At 65.6% G+C, this 24,246-nt stretch carries 24 protein-coding genes; 14 read left to right on the forward strand and 10 right to left on the reverse strand.

Annotated features, from left to right (window positions below):
• Positions 1-222: 222 nt before the first annotated feature.
• The 3 genes from HCA61_RS01530 to glp are packed head-to-tail and all read right to left on the reverse strand — an operon-like array spanning position 223 to position 2,808.
• Positions 223-639: a molybdenum cofactor biosynthesis protein MoaE gene (locus HCA61_RS01530; RefSeq protein WP_169685991.1), complete on the reverse strand. Its 417-nt coding sequence runs from the start codon at positions 637-639 to the stop codon at positions 223-225.
• Positions 632-1,618 carry a bifunctional molybdenum cofactor biosynthesis protein MoaC/MoaB gene (gene moaCB / locus HCA61_RS01535; protein WP_346777460.1) on the reverse strand — a complete coding sequence of 329 codons (987 nt, stop codon included), beginning with the start codon at positions 1,616-1,618 and terminating at the stop codon, positions 632-634. The genes HCA61_RS01530 and moaCB overlap by 8 nt, the downstream gene beginning before the upstream one ends.
• Positions 1,615-2,808 (reverse strand): gephyrin-like molybdotransferase Glp, encoded by a 1,194-nt coding sequence (gene glp, locus HCA61_RS01540; protein ID WP_169685993.1) that lies wholly within the window; start codon positions 2,806-2,808, stop codon positions 1,615-1,617. Before glp ends, moaCB begins: the two co-directional genes overlap by 4 nt.
• Before the next feature lie 87 nt (positions 2,809-2,895).
• Between glp and moaA the strand changes: the two genes are divergently transcribed.
• Positions 2,896-3,954, forward strand: a complete 1,059-nt coding sequence (gene moaA, locus HCA61_RS01545; protein WP_169685995.1) for a GTP 3',8-cyclase MoaA — start codon at positions 2,896-2,898, stop codon at positions 3,952-3,954.
• A gap of 4 nt (positions 3,955-3,958) precedes the next feature.
• Entirely contained in the window at positions 3,959-4,222 is a 264-nt protein-coding gene (locus tag HCA61_RS01550) for a MoaD/ThiS family protein (RefSeq protein WP_169685997.1), read from the forward strand.
• Between the two features lie 3 nt (positions 4,223-4,225).
• Here the strand turns inward: HCA61_RS01550 and nadE are convergent, their stop codons facing one another.
• The gene (gene nadE, locus HCA61_RS01555) at positions 4,226-5,065 is read right to left on the reverse strand and encodes an ammonia-dependent NAD(+) synthetase (protein ID WP_169685999.1); all 840 of its coding nucleotides are present in this window, start codon (positions 5,063-5,065) and stop codon (positions 4,226-4,228) included.
• 116 nt (positions 5,066-5,181) lie between these two features.
• Here nadE and HCA61_RS01560 point away from each other — a divergent pair, with 116 nt between their 5' ends.
• Positions 5,182-5,730 carry a nucleosidase gene (locus HCA61_RS01560; protein WP_169686001.1) on the forward strand — a complete coding sequence of 183 codons (549 nt, stop codon included), beginning with the start codon at positions 5,182-5,184 and terminating at the stop codon, positions 5,728-5,730.
• Positions 5,731-5,757: 27 nt separating this feature from the next.
• Here the strand turns inward: HCA61_RS01560 and HCA61_RS01565 are convergent, their stop codons facing one another.
• Complete coding sequence (locus HCA61_RS01565; protein WP_169686003.1) at positions 5,758-6,552, reverse strand: META domain-containing protein; 795 nt, start codon at positions 6,550-6,552, stop codon at positions 5,758-5,760.
• 44 nt (positions 6,553-6,596) lie between these two features.
• Positions 6,597-7,193, reverse strand: coding sequence for a TetR/AcrR family transcriptional regulator (locus HCA61_RS01570; protein ID WP_169686820.1), 597 nt, complete (start codon positions 7,191-7,193; stop codon positions 6,597-6,599).
• Between the two features lie 108 nt (positions 7,194-7,301).
• Here HCA61_RS01570 and HCA61_RS01575 point away from each other — a divergent pair, with 108 nt between their 5' ends.
• Positions 7,302-7,865, forward strand: coding sequence for an NAD(P)H-dependent oxidoreductase (locus tag HCA61_RS01575; protein WP_169686005.1), 564 nt, complete (start codon positions 7,302-7,304; stop codon positions 7,863-7,865).
• A 93-nt stretch (positions 7,866-7,958) separates the two neighbouring features.
• On the opposite strand, the gene fepB is transcribed toward HCA61_RS01575, so the two are convergent.
• Complete coding sequence (fepB, locus tag HCA61_RS01580; protein ID WP_346777461.1) at positions 7,959-8,819, reverse strand: Fe2+-enterobactin ABC transporter substrate-binding protein; 861 nt, start codon at positions 8,817-8,819, stop codon at positions 7,959-7,961.
• Between the two features lie 340 nt (positions 8,820-9,159).
• Between fepB and HCA61_RS01585 the strand changes: the two genes are divergently transcribed.
• From HCA61_RS01585 to nrdF, 7 genes are all read left to right on the forward strand, one after another.
• Positions 9,160-9,735: a 2Fe-2S iron-sulfur cluster-binding protein gene (locus HCA61_RS01585; protein ID WP_169686007.1), complete on the forward strand. Its 576-nt coding sequence runs from the start codon at positions 9,160-9,162 to the stop codon at positions 9,733-9,735.
• Positions 9,735-10,736 carry a xanthine dehydrogenase family protein subunit M gene (locus HCA61_RS01590; protein WP_169686822.1) on the forward strand — a complete coding sequence of 334 codons (1,002 nt, stop codon included), beginning with the start codon at positions 9,735-9,737 and terminating at the stop codon, positions 10,734-10,736. Before HCA61_RS01585 ends, HCA61_RS01590 begins: the two co-directional genes overlap by 1 nt.
• The gene (locus tag HCA61_RS01595; protein WP_169686009.1) at positions 10,733-12,823 is read left to right on the forward strand and encodes a xanthine dehydrogenase family protein molybdopterin-binding subunit; all 2,091 of its coding nucleotides are present in this window, start codon (positions 10,733-10,735) and stop codon (positions 12,821-12,823) included. The genes HCA61_RS01590 and HCA61_RS01595 overlap by 4 nt, the downstream gene beginning before the upstream one ends.
• 327 nt (positions 12,824-13,150) lie before the next feature.
• Positions 13,151-13,381: a redoxin NrdH gene (locus tag HCA61_RS01600; protein WP_169686011.1), complete on the forward strand. Its 231-nt coding sequence runs from the start codon at positions 13,151-13,153 to the stop codon at positions 13,379-13,381.
• 81 nt (positions 13,382-13,462) lie between these two features.
• Complete coding sequence (gene nrdI / locus HCA61_RS01605) at positions 13,463-13,915, forward strand: class Ib ribonucleoside-diphosphate reductase assembly flavoprotein NrdI (RefSeq protein WP_169686013.1); 453 nt, start codon at positions 13,463-13,465, stop codon at positions 13,913-13,915.
• A 94-nt stretch (positions 13,916-14,009) separates the two neighbouring features.
• Entirely contained in the window at positions 14,010-16,166 is a 2,157-nt protein-coding gene (nrdE, locus tag HCA61_RS01610) for a class 1b ribonucleoside-diphosphate reductase subunit alpha (protein ID WP_169686015.1), read from the forward strand.
• A gap of 50 nt (positions 16,167-16,216) precedes the next feature.
• Complete coding sequence (nrdF, locus tag HCA61_RS01615) at positions 16,217-17,218, forward strand: class 1b ribonucleoside-diphosphate reductase subunit beta (RefSeq protein WP_169686017.1); 1,002 nt, start codon at positions 16,217-16,219, stop codon at positions 17,216-17,218.
• Positions 17,219-17,312: 94 nt separating this feature from the next.
• On the opposite strand, the gene HCA61_RS01620 is transcribed toward nrdF, so the two are convergent.
• The 3 genes from HCA61_RS01620 to HCA61_RS01630 are packed head-to-tail and all read right to left on the reverse strand — an operon-like array spanning position 17,313 to position 19,969.
• Positions 17,313-17,789 carry an NUDIX domain-containing protein gene (locus tag HCA61_RS01620; protein ID WP_169686019.1) on the reverse strand — a complete coding sequence of 159 codons (477 nt, stop codon included), beginning with the start codon at positions 17,787-17,789 and terminating at the stop codon, positions 17,313-17,315.
• Between the two features lie 19 nt (positions 17,790-17,808).
• Entirely contained in the window at positions 17,809-18,927 is a 1,119-nt protein-coding gene (locus HCA61_RS01625) for an HtaA domain-containing protein (RefSeq protein WP_169686021.1), read from the reverse strand.
• Complete coding sequence (locus HCA61_RS01630) at positions 18,911-19,969, reverse strand: iron-siderophore ABC transporter substrate-binding protein (RefSeq protein WP_346777462.1); 1,059 nt, start codon at positions 19,967-19,969, stop codon at positions 18,911-18,913. The genes HCA61_RS01625 and HCA61_RS01630 overlap by 17 nt, the downstream gene beginning before the upstream one ends.
• Positions 19,970-20,292: 323 nt before the next feature.
• On the opposite strand from HCA61_RS01630, the gene ctaD reads away from it, so the two are divergent.
• The 3 genes from ctaD to HCA61_RS01645 all read left to right on the forward strand — a co-directional run bounded on the left by ctaD (position 20,293) and on the right by HCA61_RS01645 (position 24,234).
• Positions 20,293-22,062: a cytochrome c oxidase subunit I gene (ctaD, locus tag HCA61_RS01635; RefSeq protein WP_169686026.1), complete on the forward strand. Its 1,770-nt coding sequence runs from the start codon at positions 20,293-20,295 to the stop codon at positions 22,060-22,062.
• 125 nt (positions 22,063-22,187) lie between these two features.
• Positions 22,188-23,477, forward strand: coding sequence for a phosphoserine phosphatase SerB (gene serB / locus HCA61_RS01640; protein ID WP_169686028.1), 1,290 nt, complete (start codon positions 22,188-22,190; stop codon positions 23,475-23,477).
• Positions 23,470-24,234: an aminoacyl-tRNA hydrolase gene (locus HCA61_RS01645; RefSeq protein WP_346777463.1), complete on the forward strand. Its 765-nt coding sequence runs from the start codon at positions 23,470-23,472 to the stop codon at positions 24,232-24,234. The genes serB and HCA61_RS01645 overlap by 8 nt, the downstream gene beginning before the upstream one ends.
• The last annotated feature ends 12 nt before the right edge of the window (positions 24,235-24,246 follow it).

Raw genomic sequence — 24,246 nt, forward strand, 5'->3', positions numbered from 1 at the left:
GGTGCGGTGTGATCGCCGCGAGGAAAGCCGATGAAGTGCGCTTGCGGGCCGGGCACGATCCCGGGCCGCCGGTATCCCACGACGGTGGATGTCGTCGTGACACCCGAACCGGGTCAGCCTACCCCACGCGTCGCCGAACCAGCGTCCCCGCATGCGAGCGAATGGCACCGTCACCGTGTCGGAGGCGGGGACGGTGCCATCCGCTCGGAAGCGGAGGGATGGTCAGCAGACGCCGACCCACTCGGAGAGGCCGTCGGCGAACTGCTGCCGTTTCCAAATGGGCACTTCATGTTTGATGCGTTCGACTAGTTCGGCGCACGTCGCGAACGCCTCTGCTCGGTGCGGTGCGGCGACCGCCGTGACGATCGCGAGGTCGCCGATGGTGAGTTCGCCCACCCGATGGACCGCCGCGACCGGAAGACCGGATTCCGCGGCGACCTCCTCGCAGACGCGCCGCAGGAACGACTCGGCGTCCGGGTGCGACTTGTACTCGAGCGCCGTCACTGCCTTGCCGCCGTCGTGGTTGCGCACCGCGCCGGTGAACACCACCACTGCGCCGTGCTCGGGTCCGGCGACCGCGGCGTCCACCGCGGCAGGATCCAACGGCTCCGACGAAATTCTTGCAAACAGGTCACTCATGGGCTCCGCCTCCGGATACTTGCGCCAACAGGTGATCGAGGATGGGGTCGAGTGCGGCGAGCCCGTCCTTGACCCCGCCCGGCGACCCGGGCAAATTCACCACGACCGTGGATCCGGCGAGGCCGGCGACTCCGCGGGAGAGCACGGCGTGCGGTGTGACGTCGAGGCCGCGCCGTCGGATGGAGTCGGCGACACCGGGCAGTTCGCGGTCGAGGATCGCGAGGGTGGCTTCGGGCGTGCCGTCGGTGGGGGACGCTCCGGTGCCGCCGGTGGTGATGAGCAGGGCGGGGCCGCCGGTGAGGGCGTCGGCCAGGCCCGAGGCGATCTCCGCGTCGGCGTAGATCAGCGGTCCCCGTACGGAGAACCCCCGCTCGGTGAGCCACTTCTCGATCGTCGGGCCGGTCTTGTCCTCGCGGGTACCTGCGGCCACGCCGGTGGAGGACACCACGACGACGGCGGATCGTGCCGCCGCCGGTTCGGCTACCGACGCATCGGATTGCTCGGGTGCGTCGTCACGGAACCACCGCCCCCGCTTGCCGCCTTCCTTCGACACCAGCCGCACACCGTTGAGTACCGCCGCGGGATCGACGGCTTTGACCATGTCGTGGAGAGTGAGGCCGGCGACGGCCACCGCGGTGAGTGCCTCCATCTCGACTCCGGTCGGGCCGGTGGTCTTTGCGACGGCCTCGATCGTGATCGTCGTGTCGGTGAAACCGAACGTCACTTTCACCGTCGACAGGGCAAGCTGGTGGCACAAGGGAATCAATTCCCACGTGCGCTTGGCGGCGCCGATGCCTGCGATGCGGGCGGTGGCCAGTACGTCTGCCTTCGGCATGTCGTCGGCGCGGACGAGCGCGATCACCTCGGCGGTGGTCGCCAACTCGCCTGCAGCGACGGCGACTCGATGCGTATCGCTCTTCGTCGAGACGTCGACCATCCGCGCGCGGCCTTGGTCGTCGAGGTGACTCAATTCGCTCACAGTGGAAGCACTTTCACGAGATCTCCGGATTCGAGGGTGGTGGTGTCGGGGTCGACGTCGATCAGCGCATCCGCGGTGGCCAGTCCCGCAACCAGATGAGAACCGTGTCCGGGCAGCGGCACCACATTGTCACCATCGAGACGGGCGCGCAGGAACTGACGACGGCCCGGGATGGACTTGATGCCATCGGCAAGCGGTCGCGTGCCGGGAACGATCGCAGGTAGTCCCGCGAGGTCGCGCAGGAGCGGACGGGCGAAGACCTCGAACGAGACCAGCGCGCTCACGGGGTTACCGGGGAACGTCAGGATAGGTACGCCGTCGACGACAGCGGTGCCCTGCGGTCCGCCCGGTTGCATTGCCACCGACAAGAAGGTGCCGCCACGCGGCTCGAGGGTGTCCTTGACGACCTCGAAATCGCCCTTCGAGACGCCGCCGGAGGTGAAGACGACATCGGCGACGGCCACGGCGTGGGCGATCATGGCAGCGAACTCCTCGGGATCGTCCTCGCAGTGAGCGATCGAGGCGACCTCGGCGCCGTTCGAGGCGGCACTCGCCGCGAGAGCGGGACCGTTCGAGTTGTAGATCTTCCCGGGCTCGAGTGCTTCGCCGGGGGTGACGAGCTCACTGCCGGTGGAGATCACCGCGACACGGGGACGCCGCCGAACAGGCACGTCGGTCAGGCCCACTGCGGCGAGGACCGAGATGTGCCGGGCCGCGAGAACCGTGCCGGCGGGGAGCAGAAGCTCCCCGGCGTGCACATCGCTGCCGGCCTCGCGCACGTACGTGCCGGAGGTGGCCGTGCGATGCACGGTGACGGTGCCCGCCGCGTCGTCTGTCTCGGTGTCCTCGACCGGAACGACCGCATCGGCACCGTCGGGGATCGGAGCACCGGTCATGATCTTGAGTGCGGCGCCTCCGTTCAGGGTGGAGACTGCGTCGCCGGCAGCGATGACGGCCTGCACGGTCAGCGTGACGGGCACGGAGGCGACCGACGCTGCGTCGACGGCGTAACCATCCATCTGAGAGTTCCGGAACGGAGGAAGCGAGATCGGTGCGTGGACCGGCTCGGCCAGTGTCCGGCCCAGCGACCGTGCAAGCGGCACCTGGACAGAAGGTACCGACCGGAGCGGTTCGAGAAGCTCCGCTACGTGCTGTGCATGTTCCTCCACGGACCGCCTGCCGCCTGCCATGGCGACTACCGTACCGGTGCCTTCCGTGGCATTCGTATCGCCGGGCGCGTTCGATAGGCATACTGGCGGCATGAGGCCGGTGATTCTGTGACTGCCGTGGATGTGGGAATGCCGTCCGTGCGCGGGGGGACCGACGACGTATCGGACCGCCCCGACGTGCCCGACCTGCTCGACCGCTTCGGGCGCGTCGCACGGGACCTGCGCGTCTCCATCACCGAAAAATGCTCCCTGCGCTGCACCTACTGCATGCCCGAAGAAGGCCTACCCCCGATCCCGCGCGAGCAACTGCTCACCACCGCAGAAATCGTGCGCCTGGTCGGAGTCGCCACCGGCCGACTCGGCGTACAGGAAGTGCGGTTCACCGGCGGTGAACCCCTCATGCGCCGCGACCTCGAAGACATCATCGCCGGCTGCCGCCGCATCGCCCCCGACGTGCCCCTGGCGCTGACCAGCAACGCCGTCGGACTCGCCCACCGCGCACAGGGCCTCCGCGACGCCGGACTGTCCCGCATCAACATCTCCCTCGACACCGTCGACCGCGATCATTTCGCCCGGCTGACCCGCCGCGACCGACTCGACTCGGTCCTCGCAGGCATCCGCGCGGCCAAGACCGTCGGATTCACTCGGGTCAAGGTCAACGCGGTCCTCATGCCCGAAACCCTCGACGGCGCCGCCGACCTCCTGCAGTGGTGCCTCGACGAAGGCGTCGAACTGCGGTTCATCGAGGAGATGCCCCTCGACGCCGACCACGAATGGGCGCGGACGAACATGGTCACCGCACAGCGTCTGCTCGAGGTGCTCGGTGCCCGCTTCACTCTCACCGAGACCGCCCGTGAGGACCCGTCGGCTCCCGCGGAACGGTGGTCCGTCGACGGGGGCCCCGCGACGGTGGGGATCATCGCCTCGGTGACCCGGTCGTTCTGTTCGGACTGCGACCGCACGCGTCTGACGGCGGAGGGCACCGTACGGTCGTGCCTGTTCAGTGATCGGGAGACCGATCTGCGGGCGGCGATCCGTGGTGGTGCGACCGACGACGAGCTTGCCGCGTTGTGGCGCGGCGCGATGTGGAACAAGTGGGCCGGACACGGCATCGACGCGGCGGATTTCGTTCCGCCGGAACGCAGTATGGGAGCAATCGGTGGTTGATCAGATGACCGGGATCGAGGTGCGGTACTTCGCGGCGGCAGCCGACGCCGCGGGACGGGAGAAGGAGACGGTCGACCTCGCGGTCGGCTCCGACCTGGCAGCACTGCGCGCGGCTCTGATCGAGCGACACGGCGCCGACATGGAACGGGTCCTGTCGGTCGCCGCGTACCTCGTCGAACCGGGAGCGGGGGGTGGCGAACTCACCCGAGATCTGACCTACCCGGCGGGGGCGAAGGTGGACGTGTTACCGCCCTTCGCCGGCGGGTAGCGCTCAGCGCCACCAGGTGTCGTACGGAGTGACCGGCACCGTCCGCTTGTGCCTCGTCGCGAGGAACATGCGCTCGACCTTTTCTGCCACCTCCGCGGTGACGTCCTTGCCTTCGAGGTAGTCGTCGATCTCGGCGTAGGTCATGCCGAGTGCGACTTCGTCGGGCAGGGCCGGCCGATCGTCCTCGAGGTCTGCGGTCGGAATCTTCTTCCACGTCGTCTCCGGCGCACCCAGTTCGCGTAGGAGCGCCGCGCCCTGTCGCTTCGTCAGACCGGTGAGCGGGGTGATGTCGACCCCGCCGTCCCCGAACTTGGTGAAGAAGCCGGTGACGGCTTCTGCCGCGTGATCTGTGCCGACCACCAGGTAGCCGAGCTGGCCCGCAATCGCGTATTGCAGCATCATGCGCTCGCGGGCTTTGATGTTGCCGCGGACGAAGTCGCGGAGTCCGGTCTCGGGTCCGAGGAGCTCTCGGATGCCCTCTGCAGCTTCGGCCGCCGTCGCGTCGGCACCGGGCTTGACGTTGACGCGGAACTCGCGGTCCGGCCTGATGAAGTCGAGTGCGATCCGCGCATCGTGTTCGTCGGCCTGTTCACCGTAGGGGAGGCGGACAGCGACGAACTCGGCCTCGTGCCCGTCGGAGCGCAGTGACTCCGCCGCGAGCTGCACGAGGCGACCCGCCAGGGTGCTGTCCTGTCCTCCGCTGATTCCGAGCACGAAGCCTCTTGCCGGGGTGCTGCGCAGGTAGTCCGCGAGAAACTGCACGCGCGCGTCGATTTCGGCCCGCGGGTCGAGGGTGGGTCGGACTCCGAGTTCATCGATGATGCGATCGCGAAGATTCTCCATGCGGGAACTCTAGGTCATGTCGCCGACGTGCGATGAGCCGCGATACGGTGCGGGAAACTGGTTGTTGCTGCACCGGGTGGTGCGCGCGCAACCGATCGGACCGGGAAGGGCAGCGTATGAAGGGGATTCTCGTCGTATCCGCGACGAAGGCCGAAGCGGCGCATGTGGCAGACCGGTACGACGTCCTGATCACCGGCATCGGGAAGGTCACCGCGGCAGTTGCGGTCACTGCGGCGCTTGCGCGCTACCCCGAAGACGCACGGCCGCTCGTCGTCAACATCGGTACGGCGGGTGCGCTGCACGGTCATCACGGCGGACTCTACGTGCCGTCGACGGTGATCAATCACGACATCAGCAGCAAGGTGCTGCGCAGTCTCGGGCATCCGGTCGAGGACGAACTCTCGGTCGATGAGGGTGACGGCACCGTCCTCGCGACGGGCGACACGTTCGTCTCCGACGCAGAGGTCCGTGACGCGTTGGCAGCGCGTGCCGATCTCGTCGACATGGAAGGGTTCGCGGTGGCGTCCGCTGCGTGCCATATGGGGACGCGAACGCGGTTGGTGAAGTACGTCAGCGACCACGCCGACGAGTCGGCAATGGACTGGCCGAAGCAGATCGACGTCGCCGGACGGGCCCTCGCACAGTGGCTCGAGGAGCGGTTCTGACGACACTGGTTCCGACGACACTGGGGCCTAGCGGGCGCGGTAGCCCAGCCCATCGACACCGTTCGACGCGGTGAGTGTCATCTCGGCCCCGTCGATCACGTAGGTCGTTTCACCCGAGAGGACCGCGAGGACGTGGTTTTCGATCTCGGTGAGTTCGGGGTCGGTGCACGCGGCGCGGGTGGTCGCCAGCGGACCGAACACGATGGTGCCATCGCTGACTTCGGCGGTTCCGGTGAACCGGTTGCATCCGGTGCTGCCCGAGACCTGTCCGTCCTCCGTGACCACCAGTTCAGGGGCGGTCTCATCCAGCGCGGCCGACGACATGACCGCGTCGGAGGTGCGCACGGTTGTGACGAACCATTCGGTTCCGCTGATCGGCCGGTCGGGGTCGACGACCTTCTTGTCGGTGAGAAACACCGTCGTTCCGTCACCGGTGAGGGTGAGCGCGTCGCCGTCGAGGCTCCACTGCGGAGACTCGGCGACGAGGGAACTCAGCCATCCGTCGGCTCCGTCGCGAGGGGGCGGGCACGCCATCATCGTGCTCGCAAGATCAGGGGAACGCAGGGTGCTGTCAGCGAGATCGACCGCACCGGCGAAGCGGTTGCACCCGGCGGTCGCGGCGAGTCGGCCGGGTTCCGGGAATTCCACGACGAGTGGCCCACCGCCGGGAATCGGACTGCCGTTCACCTCGGTCGAGATGAACGTGCGACCGGTGAGATCGTCGGCAGAACCGGATCCGGAGGGATCGGATGCGCCGGTGCTGCATGCGGAGACAGCGACTGCCACGGAACACAGCGCTAGGAGGCCGGGGATGCGAGTCATCCGCTCACGCTACGTGGAGTGTTCTGCACTCGGGTTCATCTGGACTACTCGGTGCTCGGAATACCGTCGCCGGTGACGACCCTGTGCGCGAGGTCGGCCCAGTTGTCGGCGAGTTCTTTCAGCGAATGGCCGAGCTCGCGCCACTGGTACAGGATCAATCCGGGGTCGAGTGCGGCCAACAGCGAGTGGGCGAGCAGGCCGGACCGGGTGCCCATCCCGATCGTGCGCAGGAGCATTTCGAGGTGGATGAGCGAGACCTGCCTGGGAGCGTTGCCGTGGCGGGTCTCGACGGAGCTCTCCGCCGCGCGGAGGAGTTCGCCCTGGACTTCGACGAGTTCGATGCGCGCCCGGCCGAATGCGATCAGCCGCGCGATCGGCGCGGCGTCGGGCCCGAGCGGGGGAGGACCGTACATGCAGGCGTACTGGAATGCGGACTCGCTGTGATCGAGGAGCGCAGCCATGAGTCCCGCACGTGAGCCGAAGCGACGGAACACCGTTCCCTTGCCGACGCCGGCGCGCGCTGCGAGGGCGTCCATGGTCACCGCGTCAGGTCCGCGTTCGGCGACGAGCATCGCGGCGGCGTCGAGGAGGCGCTGTCGGTTGCGTGCGGCGTCGCACCGTTCGGTGCTTTCGCTGGCCATGGGTAGCGGGGTGTTCACAAGGCCACACTTTATCCGACCCGGAATGGAATCGGACCGCAGTCCGGTTATGCTCGGCGTAGTTGCTTCCCAGATTTTAAGGATCCGATCATGGCCCAGACCCGAGTTCTCGCCCTCGTCGGCAGCCTGCGTACCGCAGCTGTCACCCGCCAGCTTGCGGAGACCGCCGTCGCAGTTTCGCCCGACGAAGTCGAGGTCACCGTGTACGAGGGCCTCGCAGAGGTCCCCTTCTACAACGAAGATCTCGACGGCGAGACCGTTCCGGCCGCTGCTGCTGCGCTGCGCGATGCTGCCGCGGACGCGGACGCGTTTCTGCTCGTCACGCCCGAGTACAACGGCACCATCTCTGCCGTTCTCAAGAACGCCATCGATTGGCTCTCCCGGCCGTACGGTGTGGGCGCGATGACAGGCAAGCCGGTCGCTGTCGTGAGTCAGTCGCCGAGCCAGAACGCAGGCAAATGGGCGCTCGAAGACACGACGAAGGCTGCCGGTATCGCCGGTGGCAAGGTCATCGAGGGTGGATCACTCACCATCGGAGAGACCTTCGGTAAGTTCGGCGAGGCGCATGCCAAGGAGCACGCTCAGACCGCCGAGCAGATCTCTGCCGTGGTGGTCGCGCTCGCCGATGCGAAGGCAGCTCTCGCCAGCGCCTGATCATGACTTTCGCATGGGAACGGGCCGGAAACCTCAGAGGCTTCCGGCCCGTTCCCATGTCGATATCGGAGCGCGTCGCCGCCGGGTGCTGGGTCAGCCGAGCGCGTCGACGATGCGATCGATGACGTTGGTCGCGCTGTAGTAATCGAGACGGAAGCTGTCGTAGCCGAGCGCGTAGACGGCGTCGTTCTGGACCGACTTCGTGTTGGCCAGCGTCGGATCGGTCTTCAAGCGGTCGGCGTCCTCCGGTAGGGCGTTGATGATGAACGTGTTCGCTCCGGTCAGCGCCAGCGACAGGTTCTCGGTCGCCACGGCGATGATGTCCGAGCGTCCCGCAGCGGCTGCTCCTGCCGTCTCGGGAACGGACGCGATCTCGAATCCCAGCCGGGTGGCGAGGCGGCCCTGAGCGGACTCGCCGGTGAAGACCCGGGAATCCTCTGGGGAGTTGTAGGTGAGGATGCTCACCGTGTTCTCCTCGGCGAGTGCGGGTGCGATCGCGGTCTTCGCTTCGTCGACCTTGGTGTCGAACTCGTGAAGAAGCTCGTCCGCCCGCTCCTCTGCGCCGACGGCCTCGGCCATCTGCACCGTCAGGTCCTGCCACGACTTGTCCGAGTAGTCGTAGACGAGGGTCGGTGCAATCCGGGAGAGAAGTTCGACCTGATCGAGGGTGGAATCTGCACCGCTCGACGAGACGACGATGAGATCCGGTGTCGCTGCGGTGATCGCCTCGATATTGGGCTCGCCCTGGTAGAGGGTCTCGACGTCGCGGTCGGCTGCGATATCGGCCCATTGTGTGAACAGGCCGTTCTCGTCGGTGACTGTGCTCGGCGGCTGCGCGGCGGTGCCGTACAGCGGTGCATCGAGGGCGAGCAGGGTACCGGTGAGGGTCACGCTCGTCGACACGATCCGTTCGGGTTGGGCATCGAGGGTGACGGGGCCCTCGGAGGTCTCCACGGTGCGCGGCCATTCCCCGCTCGATTGGGTGGCAGGCTCGAAGCCTCCTCATTCGACTCGGTACCGGACGAGCACGCCGTCATGGTGACTCCGAGTGCCAGGGCGCCGGCGGCCGCCACCAGGCGGGCGCCGCGACTACGGCGGCGGTGCAATGTTGTGGACAAGATCTTCCTCCTGCGTGCTGATGCCGAGACCGGCATTGCAATCCTACGGTTAGGCCAGCGTTACCTAAATCACGGGGTTGCCATGGCTCGATATCTGCGATTCCGCCGGCAAACGATTGGAACGAGTCGCCGACGGGAATGCCCAGTGCACAGCCCACCGTTCGGAAGGTTCGCTCATGGCAACGGAAAACGTATCGGCCTCCGTCTCGAACGGATACGAGCGCGACATAGTGCTCCATGTCGACGGCGCAGAACGGCGCGTCAGGGTCGATGTGCGTACCACTGTTCTCGACGCGCTTCGCGATCGTCTCGACATCATCTCTGCAAAGAAAGGGTGCGATCACGGTCAGTGCGGGTCGTGCACCGTACTGCTCGACGGCCGCCGTGCCGTGGCCTGTCTCGCTCTCGCGGTCTCCCACGAGGGGGCGCATATCGTCACTGCCTCCGGGCTGTCCTCCGAGGGCAAGTTGCATCCACTTCAGCAGCGGTTCATCGACGACGATGCGTTCCAGTGCGGGTACTGCACGCCCGGTCAGATCTGTTCTGCAGTCGGGATGCTCGACGAGGCTGCGCACGGAAGTCCCAGCTACGTCACCGAGGATCTCGACTCGACTGTCGCTCTCGACGGCAACGAGATCCGTGAGCGAATGAGCGGAAATCTGTGCCGGTGCGGGGCATATCCGAACATCGTTGCTGCGATCGCCGAGATCGCGCGAGAAAGACCGGGCGTATCGACCGGAGGGCGCGAGTGATGAAGCTGTTGCGCTACGAACGGGCTACGGACCCAGCCGGTGCGGTCGCGCTCGTCCATGACAACCCCGATGCCACATTTCTTGCAGGAGGGACCAATCTCGTCGACAACCTGAAACTCGGAGTCGAGACACCTGGCCTGCTGGTCGATATCTCGCGACTGTCGCTCGACGACATCGTCGACGCTGCGGACGGTGGCGTCCGCATCGGCGCCAACGTGCGGAACAGCGATCTCGCCGCGCATCGGGTGGTGCGGCGGCGCTATCCGATGCTGGCCCGTGCGTTGCTCTCGGGCGCTTCGCCGCAGCTGAGGAATTCGGCGACCACGGGAGGCAACCTTCTGCAGCGCACCCGGTGTGTGTACTTTCGTGACCTGTCGACGCCGTGCAACAAGCGCGAACCCGGCAGCGGATGTTCGGCCCTCGGCGGCTACACGCGGTATCACGCGCTGTTCGGGGCGTCCGATCGATGCGTCGCGACCCACCCGTCCGACATGGCGGTGGCGATGCTCGCTCTCGATGCCGAAGCCGTCGTCCTCGGTCCGGAAGGGGAACGGGCCATCCCGATCGAAGAGTTGTACCGACTGCCCGGGGACACACCCGAACTCGACACCACTCTTGCCCGCGATGACCTCGTTGTAGGCGTCCATATTCCCGCACCGCAGGGTAGTGCCTCTGACTACCGCAAAGTGAGGGATCGCGCAGCGTTTGCGTTCGCCCTGGTGTCGGTCGCGGCGGAACTGACCGTGAGCGACGGTGCGATCAGTGGTTGCCGACTCGCGTTCGGTGGAGTGTCGCACAGGCCATGGCGTGCACACCGTGCCGAGGAGATGCTGCTCGGGCAGTCCCCGAGTGACGAGGCGTTCACCGCGGCGGCGGACGCCGAACTCGCCGCCGCCCGGCCGGTCGACGGGAACGCCTTCAAGGTGACGTTGCTTCGGCGCACCGTCGTCGCTGTACTGCGCGACCTCGCCCACCGCATCTCTCGGGAGGAGTTCGCATGAGGCGCCTCGAAAACCGTGCCATCGGCACGTCGACTGCACGGGTGGACGGATCGAGAAAGGTGACGGGAACCGCGCCGTATGCATACGAGCATCACGTTTCCGATCCTGCGTATCTCGTACCTGCGACCGCGACGATCGCGCGCGGCCGTGTGCAGACCATCGACACGGTAGCGGCACGGGCGGTTCCCGGAGTGCTGGCTGTGCTCTCTCCCTTCGATGCCCCACGTCTTACCGCCGAAGCGGAAGGCGAGTATTTCGTCCTTCAGAGCCCGGATGTCCTGTATCGGGGGCAGATGGTTGCGGCTGTGATCGCGGAGACGCCCGAAGTGGCCAGGCAGGCTTGCGATCTGTTGATCATCGACTACGCGCCGCAGCCGCATGATGTGGCATTTCGGCACGATCACCCGGCGATGTATGCGCCGGAGAAAGCCAATGGCGGTTATCCCGCAGACAGCGAACGCGGCGACGTCGACGCTGTGTTCGATACTGCTGAGATCGTTGTCGACCAGTGGTATTCGACCCCCGAGGAACACAACAATCCGCTCGAACCACACACGGTGGTGGCGTTGTGGGAACACGACGAGTTGACACTCTACGATTCGACTCAGCACCCGCACGGAGTGGTGGACGCACTCGCGCCCGTTCTGGGTATCGATCCCGCGCAGATCCGCGTGATCTGCCCGTATATCGGTGGGGGATTCGGATCGAAGGGCGCGCCCCATGCGCATGACGTGCTCGCCTCCATGGCCGCACGCATGCTACCGGGACGCGCGGTGAAGTTCGCGGTCTCACGACAGGACATGTTCGGCTACGTCGGATACCGAGCCCCGACGTCGTCACACGTGCGTATCGCGGCCGATCGCAACGGCAGGCTCGAGGGAATGATCCACGAGGCATACACGCAGTCGTCGCACGTCGCGGAGTTCGTCGAGCAGGCCGCGGTGTCGGCCAGAAGCCTGTACCGGGTACCGAACCTGAGGACCGCCCACCGGGCGGTGGCATTGGACGTGCCCGCGCCGTTCTGGATGCGGGCTCCCGGTGAGGCACCCGGGATGTACGCCGGGGAAGTTGCGATGGACGAACTCGCGACCGCGTGCGGAATCGACCCGATCGAACTGCGTATTCGTAACGAACCCGAGGTGGACCCGGAGACCGGGGCGACGTGGTCGTCGCGGAGGCTGGTCGAGTGCCTCCAGGAGGGTGCACGACGGTTCGGCTGGGATCCGGACGATCGCGAACCAGGGCTTCGACGTCACGGGCGGTGGCTCACCGGCACGGGTGTCGCGGTCGCCACATATCCGCATATGGTCAATCCCGGCTCGGGAGCAACGATCCATCACGAAGGCGACGACCGGTTCATTGTGCGGATCGCTGCAGCGGACCTGGGGACAGGTGCGTGGACGGCCTTGACCCTCATTGCCGCGGACGCGCTCGGCTGCAACGTGGAGAACGTGCGCGTCGAGATCGGCGACAGCGCGTTGCCCAACGCGACCGTCGCCGGAGGGTCGTCGGGTACCTCATCGTGGGGCACCGCGATCGTCACGGCTGCCGAGGAATTCCGGAAACGATTCGGAGACCGACCCGAAGCCGGCGCCGAGGTGACAGCGACGGCAGGGGAGAATCGAGAGCTCGAGCATCACCGTGCTCAGTCGTACGGCGCACATTTCGTGGAGGTCCACGTCGATTCCGACACCGGTGAGATCAGGGTGCCGAGAATGCTGGGAATGTTCTCCGTGGGGCGGGTGATCAATCCCCGCACGGCCCGCTCCCAGTTCATCGGGGGAATGTGCTTCGGCATCTCGATGGCGCTGTTCGAGGAAAGCGTTCGTGACGATCGCTTCGGGCACGTCGTGAATCACGATCTGGCCGAGTATCACGTGCCCACCCACGCCGACATCGGCGAGGTCGACGCCGGGTGGCTCGATGAGGACGATATGCGGGCCACACCAACGGGGTCGCGAGGCGTCGGGGAGATCGGCATCGTCGGGAGTGCAGCTGCTGTCGTCAACGCGTTGTGGCACGCGACGGGAGTTCGGGTGAGAGATCTGCCCGCACGCCTCGAGGACGTGTTCCAGGCGCTGCCCTGACCGCAACGGTGACGCGTCCCACCGCACTTGTCGGTGGATCGCGTCACACTGTGTGGAAACGCCCGTGAAAGGCGGTGCCGACACGCCGCTCGAGCACCTGATCCGAAGGCGGGAAAGTCAGGCGACCTGCGAATATCAAGAATGTAACTCACAACATCCTGGGTTCTATGTATCCGTCGGGCACAAGGTGTAGTGTCTAGACCGTTGGAAGCCCACAACGTGATCGATCCCTCGGGGAAGTGGGATCGAGTTGGTTCGATGGGCGTTCCTCCGTCGCGCAGCAGTCAGTCTTCCGGCCGGTCAGGGCCGTGTGAAAGAGGGGTTTTCATGAGCATCACCGTCTACACCAAGCCTGCTTGCGTCCAGTGCAATGCCACCTATCGTGCCCTCGACAAGGCCGGTATCGACTACTCGGTCGTCGACATCTCCGAGGACCCCGAAGCCCGCGATTACGTGATGGCGCTGGGCTACCTCCAGGCGCCCGTTGTGGTGGCCGGCGAGGATCACTGGTCGGGGTTCCGTCCCGATCGCATCAAGGCGCTTGCGGTCGCAGCCTGACCCCACGCGGCCCGCCGCGGCAGTACGACCACCGCAATCCGGACCGGTCTTCACAATCGACCGAAAAGTTGGTGAGTACCGATGACCTCGCAGGGATCAACCCCGGGGACGTCTCTGGTCTACTTCTCGAGCGCATCCGAGAACACCCACCGGTTCGTGCAGAAACTCGGGATCCCGGCAATCCGGATCCCGCTGCACGACCGCGGGGTCGCGTTCGAAGTTCACACTCCGTACGTATTGATCCTGCCTACGTACGGGGGCGGCACCAACATCACGGGTCGCGACACGAATTTCGTGCCCAAACAGGTGATCCGATTCTTGAACAACGAGCACAACCGGAGTCTTATTCGCGGGGTGATCGCGGCAGGAAACACCAATTTCGGTGAATCGTTCTGTTTCGCGGGCGACATCGTCTCGCGAAAGTGCAAGGTGCCGTATCTGTATCGGTTCGAATTGATGGGCACAGCCGACGACGTCGAGCGCGTTCGAGATGGTCTCGCGCAATTCTGGGGGCAGAGCCTCCGGACGGCATAACGCACAGGCGGGCTGCGGCCCGCAGTTCTCGAGTACCGCGCGCCCGCCGGCTGCGCGGCTGATTTCATACCTTCCGATATGTAGGGGCAGCACTGTGACCATTACCGATCCTGCTCGGACGACGAGCGCAGCGGCAGACGAGTCGCTCGACTACCACGCACTCAACGCGATGTTGAACCTGTACGGCCCGAACGGCGAGATCCAGTTCGACAAGGATGTGGCCGCCGCACGCCAGTACTTCCTGCAGCATGTCAACCAGAACACAGTCTTCTTCCACAACCTCGACGAGAAGCTCGACTACCTCGTAGAGGAGAAGTACTACGAGCCCGAGGTTCTGGACAAATACTCGCGCGACTTTGTCAAATCACTGTTCCAGCAGGCGTATTCGAAGAAGTTCCGCTTCCCGACGTTCCTCGGTGCATTCAAGTACTACACCTCGTACACGCTCAAGACGTTCGACGGCAAGCGATACCTCGAGCGTTTCGAGGACCGCGTGTGCATGGTGGCGCTGACCTTGGCCGACGGCGACGAGATCCTCGCCCGGCACCTCGTCGACGAGATCATCTCCGGCCGTTTCCAGCCGGCGACCCCGACCTTCCTCAACTCCGGCAAGATGCAGCGCGGCGAGCCCGTGTCGTGCTTCCTGTTGCGCATCGAGGACAACATGGAGTCGATCGGTCGCTCGATCAACTCGGCGTTGCAGCTGTCGAAGCGCGGTGGTGGAGTTGCCTTGCTGCTCACCAATATCCGTGAGCACGGTGCGCCGATCAAGAAGATCGAGAACCAGTCGTCGGGTGTCATCCCGATCATGAAGCTGCTCGAGGATTCGTTCTCGTACGCCAACCAGCTCGGTGCCCGTCAGGGTGCCGGTGCGGTGTACCTGCATGCGCACCACCCCGACATCTACCGCTTCCTCGACACCAAGCGTGAGAACGCCGACGAGAAGATCCGCATCAAGACGTTGTCGCTCGGTGTCGTGATCCCCGACATCACGTTCGAGCTGGCGAAGCGGAACGAGGACATGTACCTCTTCTCGCCGTACGACGTCGAGCGCGTCTACGGTGTGCCGTTCGCCGACATCGATGTCACTGAGAAGTACTACGAGATGGTCGACGACAAGCGCATCCGCAAGTCGAAGATCAAGGCACGCGAATTCTTCCAGACGGTCGCGGAGCTGCAGTTCGAGTCCGGTTACCCGTACGTCATGTTCGAGGACACTGTCAACCGCGCGAATCCCATCGCGGGCAAGATCACCCATTCGAACCTGTGCTCCGAGATCCTCCAGGTCTCGACGCCGTCGGAGTTCAACGACGACCTGTCCTACAGCCATGTGGGCAAGGACATCTCGTGCAACCTCGGCTCGCTCAACATCGCGAAGACCATGGACTCACCTGACTTCTCGCAGACCATCGAGGTCGCGATCCGTGGCCTGACCGCGGTTTCCGACCAGACGAGCATCGCGTCGGTGCCGTCGATCGAGAAGGGTAACAACGAGTCCCACGCCATCGGCCTCGGCCAGATGAACCTGCACGGCTACCTGGCGCGCGAGCGCATCTTCTACGGCTCGGCCGAGGGTATCGACTTCACGAACATCTACTTCTACACGGTGCTGTTCCACGCGCTGCGCGCATCGAACCGCATCGCCATCGAACGCGGCACCCATTTCAAGGGGTTCCCGGAGTCGAAGTACGCGTCGGGTGAGTTCTTCGACAAGTACACCGAGCAGGCCTGGGAGCCGGAGACGGATCGCGTGCGCGCCCTGTTCGCCGACGCAGGCGTAACCATCCCCACCCAGAGCGATTGGCGCGAGCTGAAGGCGTCCGTGCAGGAGCACGGCATCTACAACCAGAACCTCCAGGCCGTTCCCCCGACCGGATCGATCTCGTACATCAACAACTCCACCAGCTCCATCCACCCGGTGGCGTCGAAGGTCGAGATCCGCAAGGAAGGCAAGATCGGTCGCGTCTACTACCCCGCGCCGTACCTGACCAACGACAATCTGGACTACTACCAGGACGCGTACGAGATCGGGTACGAGAAGATCATCGACACCTACGCGGCGGCCACGCAGCACGTCGACCAGGGCCTGTCGCTGACTCTGTTCTTCAAGGACACGGTCTCCACCCGCGATGTGAACAAGGCCCAGATCTACGCGTGGCGAAAGGGAATCAAGACGTTGTACTACATCCGCCTGCGTCAGATGGCCCTCGAAGGGACCGAGGTGGACAACTGCGTCTCCTGCATGTTGTGACCTCTGTCGAGACAGTCCTTGCACCAGCACACAATTCAGGTAGGTAACCGATGACTGCAGCAGCGCACACGCCGGCCGACGGCACACGCGTCAAGCTGATCGACCGCGTCTCCGCGATCAATTGGAACCGCGTCCCCGACGAGAAGGACGCCGAGGTGTGGGACCGCCTCACCGGTAACTTCTGGCTGCCCGAGAAGGTGCCGGTGTCCAACGACATTCCGTCGTGGGGCACGCTCACCGAATACGAGCAGCAGCTCACCATGCGGGTGTTCACCGGCCTGACTCTGCTCGACACGATCCAGGGCACCGTCGGTGCCGTCTCGCTGATCCCCGACGCGGTCACGCCGCACGAGGAAGCGGTGTTGACGAACATCGCGTTCATGGAGTCGGTGCACGCCAAGAGCTACTCGCAGATCTTCTCCACGCTCTGCTCGACTCGCCAGATCGACGATGCTTTCCGGTGGTCGGAGGAGAACGAGAACCTGCAGCGCAAGGCGCAGATCATTCTCGACTACTACCAGGGCGACGATCCGCTCAAGCGCAAAGCCGCCTCGACGCTGCTCGAGTCCTTCCTGTTCTACTCGGGCTTCTACCTGCCGATGTACTGGTCCTCGCGGGCCAAGCTCACCAACACCGCCGACGTGATCCGCCTGATCATCCGAGACGAGGCGGTGCACGGCTACTACATCGGTTACAAGTACCAGAAGGGCCTCGAAAAGGTTTCGCAGGCAGAGCGTGACGAACTCAAGGAGTGGGTCTTCGATCTGCTGCTGGAGCTGTACGACAACGAGACCCACTACACCTCGGACCTGTACGACGAAGCGGGGCTGACCGAGGACGTCAAGAAGTTCCTGCGCTACAACGCCAACAAGGCGCTGATGAACCTCGGCTACGAGGCGCTGTTCCCGAAGGACGAGGCGGACGTGAACCCGGCGATCCTGTCGGCATTGTCCCCGAACGCCGACGAGAACCACGATTTCTTCTCGGGGTCGGGAAGCTCGTACGTGATCGGCAAAGCTGTCGTCACCGAAGACGAGGACTGGGACTTCTGATTCCCGTGTAGAAGCCCCACATACGGACATGCACCCCCTTCCGCCTGGAAGCGGGTGCATGTCTGTAACGGTTGCAGGAGTCCCGAGGGGGCTGTCAGGGGGAGCGGAACCACGCTTCCCTGCGGTCCGCGAGCGCTTTCTCCAGGCGCAGGGCCGACGTTGTAGCGAGAGGCGTCGGCAACTCGTCCGGCGCGAACCACGCCACCTCGAGATTCTCGTCGTCGGCGACCCGGGCCGACCCACCGGTCGCGCGCATCACGAACGAGACGTCCAGATATTGCGCGACGTCTCCGTTGGGATAGGTGATCGGCTCGGTGACGTCGACGCTCGTGAGCCGGAGAATCTCGGCGTCGACCCCGGTTTCCTCCGCCACTTCGCGGACCGCCGCAGCGGCCGGCTCCTCACCGGGCTCGAGAATGCCCGACACCACCGCCCACTTGCCGTTGTCGGCGCGGCAGGTGAGCAGGACGCGCCCGTCATCGTCGAGGACGATTGCGCTCACCCCGGACAACCACAGCGGGTCATGGCCGACGTGAGTGCGGAGGGCAGCGACGAAATCAGGGATGGGCATGCGTGTCTATCCGAACGCCTCAGAAGTGGAACGACACTGGGGAGGCGGTCTGCCCCGAGTACGGCAGCAGGACGGTCGGCTGCAGCGGCACCGCGAACTGGGCGGGAACATCGCTCCACTGGGTGCGTCCGCCCTCGGCCGGCGTATCGAGGCGGGCCAGCGTGATCCGGCTCATCGAGTCGGTGCCGACCTGATCGCCGGTCGAGGACTCCGCGGTGAGGTAGGTGCCGTCGGTGGTGAACTCGATCCACGGATTCGCGAGCGCGATCTCGAGTAGATGGAAGCGCGTGAACGACACAACGGTGCCGCGGTACTCGATGCGGCCGAGGCCCGTGGCGGTATCGATCCGTGCGTCGGAGAGTTCGAAGGTCATCGTCCCGTCGTCGCGGACCGAGGCGCCGTCGCTGCCGACGACCGAACCCTGCGTGGTTCCGGTGACGAGATCGCTGTATCCGGGTGCGAATCCCCACACGAGATCCGGGGACGGCGCAACCGGGGCATTCGGCCCGGGGGAGGGGTCGAAGTTCACCGGCACCGCAAGCTCCTGCTCGGCGTTGACAGCGTCGGCCGCTCCGAAGGTGTAGATGCCGTACCGGGCGTCGTCGGGAACGGTCTCGGGGGCGTCGATGGTGATCGTGGCCGTGAACGATCCGTCGTCGGCGAGCGGAACCCATTGCTGCCGCACCGTGCGGCGCATGTCGAACGGACGATCCGGGACCTGGTTCAGTGCACGCTCCGACAACACCCACGCGTTGGTGGAGCGCACCGTGGCGCGATTCTCGGTGGGAGCGGCCTCGGACGGCCGCCAGTGCTCGGAGAAACCGCCGAACGAGACGAACGTACCGTGCGGCACACCGGGCGGCACCGGCACCGGCAGCCCGCCGGTGCGGTTGGCCTCGGGGTCGAACCCGATACCGCGAACCACCACCGTGTCGCCCTCGTGGACGGGAGTGTCGCCGAGCGGAGTGATCCCGTCGGCAGCGAATACCTCGATGTCTGCTCGGACGGCAGGCTGGGCTGTTGCCGGCGTGATACCCAGCATGCCGAGGGTCAGTGCGCCCGCCAGGGTGATCCCGATCCGGTGGATACCTGCAGTGTTGTCAGTTCGACCTGCAGTGTTGTCAGTTCGAATAGCCATTGAGTGAGTGCCTCAGATCTGTCAGTACTGCGTGGGCCGCGACCGGACCGGCCGTGGACCACACCTCGTCCGAGACGGAGAACAGCCGGTTGTCGGTGACAGCACCGAGATCGAGCCACTCGTCCCGCTTCATGTATTCCGTACCCCGATCGAGGCCGTCCTGTCCGTCGAATCGGACGAAAATCACATCTCCGTCGGCGGGCGAAGGGTCCTCGGTGTCGACCGGTCGGTATGCGCGGCCGTCCTCGACTCCGAACCGCTGGGGGGCCGGTCTCTCGGCTCCCAGATCGGCAAGGACCTGACCGGGGAAGGATGCGGTGCCGTCGATGGTGGGTCCGTCGCTGGTGAAGCGGACGAGAGATGCTTGTGTCTGCGAGGAAGTGAGTTCGTTGCCGAGTTCACGCGCCGCCACCGAATATTCCTCGAGCACCTGGCGTGCCGCGCCCGACCGGCCGAGTGATTCGCCGACGCGCTCGAACTGTTGCCGCCAGAACACCTGGTCGGCCCCGACTATTACGGTCGGCGCGACGGACGACAACGATTCGTAGAGCCCGGTGTCGGCCGATGCGCCGAGGATGAGATCCGGTTGAGCCTGCTCGACCGCAGCGAGATCGGGGGAGCCGGGCGAACCGACCGCAGGAATCTCCGCGACACCGGTTCCGAGGTAGTCGGGGCGCTCGTCCGGAGCGCTACTCACGCCTACGACACGTTCCCACAGACCCAGCGCGCACACCGCATCGAGCGAAGCCGCATCGAGAACGACGATCCGCTGCGGATCGTTCGGGACCTCGGACACACCGGCCGTGTGGATGACCGCGTGTGTGCCATCGGCGGGCAGGCCCGGATCGGGGGAGCTCGGTAGTGCACACGCCGTCGTCGTGTCGCGTTCGATACCCACCACGGCGGCGCCTGCGATGCGAGTGGTGGTGCGCACGATCTCGGAGGCCGGGTCGTCGGCCGGAGCCGAACAGCCGGCGACCGTGAGGGCAGCCGTGGCGGCGGCGAGAGCGACGATGCGGACACGGTGCGCGGGCAATTCCACCACTTCCTGTAGAGGGGACGAATCAGGCTATCGCTTGTGTAGATCGGCCCCGGCGATCCTGCCACAGCGGGCCGCGTCGAGAACGGCGCTCTACGCGGGCACTTCTCTGGAAAGTGATGTGCGTCACTCGGGGTGCATCGCGTGCTGGACGCGGCGATTCGCTCATGTGCGAATCGCGGGTTCAGCGGTAGTGTGGCGGCCGAGTACGACAGCGAGTAGGACCCGGTTAACGAGTGGTGCGCGCACGGTCTACGATTCGATGAGCGCAAGCCAGAGAGACCGTTCGCCTCCAGCCCGAGTCGAGCGCGCATTCAGGAGGATTAGTGACTGCCGTAGCGCCCCAGCCAGTCCCAGAGATAGCTGCAGCAAGGCCATACCCGCCGCGGCAGGGACCAAAGGGTTCGTTCATCTACAAGATGATCACCACCACAGATCCCAAGGATCTGGGGATCATGTACTTGATCACCTCGGTGTCGTTCTTCCTCATCGGTGGCCTCATGGCCCTCCTGATGCGCACCGAACTCGCGGTTCCGGGGCTGCAGTTCCTGTCGAACGAGCAGTTCAACCAGCTGTTCACCATGCACGGCACGATCATGCTGCTCATGTACGCGACGCCGGTCGTGTTCGCGTTCGCGAACTACATCCTGCCGCTGCAGATCGGTGCGCCGGACGTGGCGTTCCCGCGACTGAACGCGTTCAGCTACTGGCTGTACCTGTTCGGCGCGACGATCGTGATGCTCGGCTTCGTGACCCCCGGCGGCGCTGCCGACTTCGGTTGGACGGCATACACGCCGCTCACCAGTGAGCTGCACTCCCCGGGCGTCGGTGCGGACTTCTGGATCCTCGGCCTCGGTGTCATGGGTCTGGGCACCATCCTCGGTGGCGTCAACTTCATCACCACCGTCGTGTGCCTCCGTGCCCCCGGTATGACGATGTTCCGGATGCCGATCTTCACCTGGAACATCCTGATCACCAGCATCCTGATCCTGCTGGTCTTCCCGCTGCTGACCGCCGCTTTCATGGGCCTGTTCGTCGACCGTCACCTCGGTGGCCACATCTACGACCCGGCCACCGGTGGTGTGCTCCTGTGGCAGCACCTGTTCTGGTTCTTCGGCCACCCCGAGGTCTACGTCATCGCGCTGCCGTTCTTCGGCATCGTGTCCGAGATCTTCCCGGTCTTCAGCCGTAAGCCGATCTTCGGTTACACCGGCCTCGTCTACGCGACGATCGGTATCGCTGCGCTCTCCATCGCCGTGTGGGCTCACCACATGTACGCAACCGGCGCCGTGCTGCTCCCGTACTTCTCGTTCATGACGTTCCTGATTGCTGTGCCGACGGGCGTGAAGTTCTTCAACTGGATCGGCACCATGTGGCGAGGCCAGATGACGTTCGAGACACCGATGTTGTTCTCGGTCGGCTTCCTGATCACCTTCCTGTTCGGCGGTCTGTCCGGCGTCATCCTCGCGAGCCCGCCGCTGGACTTCCACCTGCACGACACCTACTTCGTCGTCGCGCACTTCCACTACGTCGTGTTCGGCACCGTCGTGTTCGCCACCTACGCCGGCATCTACTTCTGGTTCCCGAAGATGACGGGCCGGATGATGGACGAGCGTCTCGGAAAGTGGCACTTCTGGCTGACCTTCGTCGGCTTCCACCTGACGTTCCTGGTGCAGCACTGGCTCGGCAACGAGGGCATGCCCCGTCGCTACGCGGACTACCTCCCGACCGACGGTTTCACCAACCTGAACATCGTGTCGACGATCGGTGCCTTCATCCTCGGCGCCTCGACGCTGCCGTTCATGTGGAACGTCTTCAAGAGCTACCGTTACGGCCAGGTCGTCACGGTCGACGATCCGTGGGGCTACGGCAACTCGCTCGAGTGGGCTACCACCTGCCCGCCGCCGCGCCACAACTTCACGGAACTGCCGCGCATTCGCTCGGAGCGTCCCGCATTCGAACTGCACTACCCGCACATGGTGGAGCGGATGCGCGCCGAAGCGCATGTCGGACCGGGCAGCCACAAGCACAACGTGAACGTGCTCGAAGGTGCGGATCGCACTCCCGGCGACCATCCGCGAGCCGGCGAAGACTAGACACGCCACCCCTGAAGAGCTGTAACGAAGACCCCGCCCCACCGGCGGGGTCTTCGCCTTCTGCGGCCCGAGTCGATTCGCAGGGCCAGAACCCCCGCACGTCAGGGACACACGCGACTGCAACAATGGACGGGCACGTGTTTCGGCCGTGCACGATTCGACTGACGAAGATCGGAGACGTAGTGGCGTCTGAGACCACTGTGCTCGTGACGGTGACGGGCCCGGACCATCCCGGTGTGACCTCGGTGCTGTTCGCCGCGTTGAGCCGCCACGACGTGGACCTGCTCGATGTCGAGCAGGTTGTCATCAAAGGGCGGCTCACGCTCGGCGTCGTCGTGGTGTGCCCCGGCGATCCCGAGGCCCTGCAGGACGAGGTCGAGGCAGCGATGGCCACCATCGGTATGAACGCCGACGTCGAGGTCGGCGCCCGGCCGGTGAACGGCCGCGCTGTCTCCACCCATGCGGTTGTCGTGCTCGGTAGCCCCGTCAGCGCCCGCGCCATGCGCTCTGTCGGCCGTACGCTCGCCTCGCTCGGAGCGAACATCGACTCGATCCGCGGCATCGCCGACTACCCGCTCACCGGCCTCGAGTTGATGGTCACAGCCACCGACCAGGGCGCCGTCGCCGACGAAGCCCTGCGCAAGGCACTCGCAGAACTCGCGGCGGGTCTGGACGTCGACATCGCCGTCGAGCGTGGTGGTCTCGCCCGCCGATCGAAGCGCCTGATCGTGTTCGATGTCGATTCGACGCTCGTCCAGGGTGAGGTCATCGAGATGCTCGCCGCACACGCCGGTGTCGAGGACAAGGTCCGCGCCGTCACCGAGGCCGCGATGCGCGGGGAACTCGATTTCACCGAATCGCTCGAGCAGCGAGTGGCCACCCTCGCGGGCTTGCCCGCCAGCGTGATCGACGAGGTGGCCGAGCAGATCGAACTGACGCCCGGTGCACGCACCACCATCCGGACGCTGCGTCGTCTCGGATTCCGGTGCGGAGTCGTCTCGGGTGGCTTCCGTCAGGTCATCGAAGGCCTCGCGCACGACCTCGAACTCGACTTCGTACGCGCCAACACGCTGGAGATCGTCGACGGAAAGCTCACCGGCAGGGTCGTCGGAGACGTCGTGGACCGCGCGGCGAAAGCACGCGCGCTCCGGGAGTTCGCCGACGACGCCGGCGTCCCGATCGAGCAGACCGTCGCGGTGGGCGACGGCGCCAACGACATCGACATGCTCAGCGCAGCCGGTCTCGGTATCGCCTTCAACGCGAAGCCCGCGCTGCGTGAGGTCGCCGACACCGCGCTGTCCTACCCGTATCTCGACGCCGTCCTGTTCGTCCTGGGCGTGACGCGGGAGGAGATCGAGGCAGCAGACCGCGGCGACGGAACGCTCCGGCGCGTCCCACTCGAGCACGGTGCCTGAGCCGCACCCGGTTTTCGCCGATCCCGGATTCCGATCCAGGCACGGGGTACTCGCGGGCGGCTACGGACACCGCGACGACCCGGACGATCCGTCCGCTGTGCTCGCGATGCCGCTCGTCCTGCACATCCCGAAAGCCGAACCTCCTGCCCGCAGCGCGCTGCTCGAGGCCGCGGCCGTCGCGACAGTGGCGCTGTGTCTGGACCCTCGGGTCGGCGCCGGAGAAGACGGTGGACCAGGCGAGTGGCAGGACGCGTTCCTCGCGTGGAACGACGCCCGGATCCGCAAGGTGAGCCGTCGTGCCCGCGGGGCGCAGTGGCGTGCCGTGCAGGAGATCGATGGGGTGACCGTCGACCGCGGTGGAGCGCAGGCCCGTGCGCTCGTCCCCGGCCCGGTGGGCGACCTCGATCCTCGTATCGCGCGACTGCAGATCGGTGGTACGGATCTGCCTCACGACGATCCTGTCGCTGCTCCCGCCGGCGTGCCGGTGCTGTGGGTGAACGCGGCACTCGGAATGACGGTCGGAAAAGCTGCCGCTCAGGTCGGCCACGCCTCGATGCTGCTGGCAGGGGCCCTCGACGTCGACTCGGCGCGCGCATGGGCGGCGACCGGCTTTCGGTGCGCGGTTCGTGACGCCGACCCCGGCCGGTGGAGTGAGCTCGCAGTCGGAGTCGCCGAAGGTGCGGGCGTCGCAGTGCGTGACGCCGGTTTCACCGAGGTCGAACCGGGCTCGATGACCGTGATCGCCACCGTGTCCTGACCAGGCACCGTC

Source organism: Rhodococcus sp. HNM0563, from assembly GCF_012726195.1.
Lineage (GTDB): Bacteria > Actinomycetota > Actinomycetes > Mycobacteriales > Mycobacteriaceae > Rhodococcus.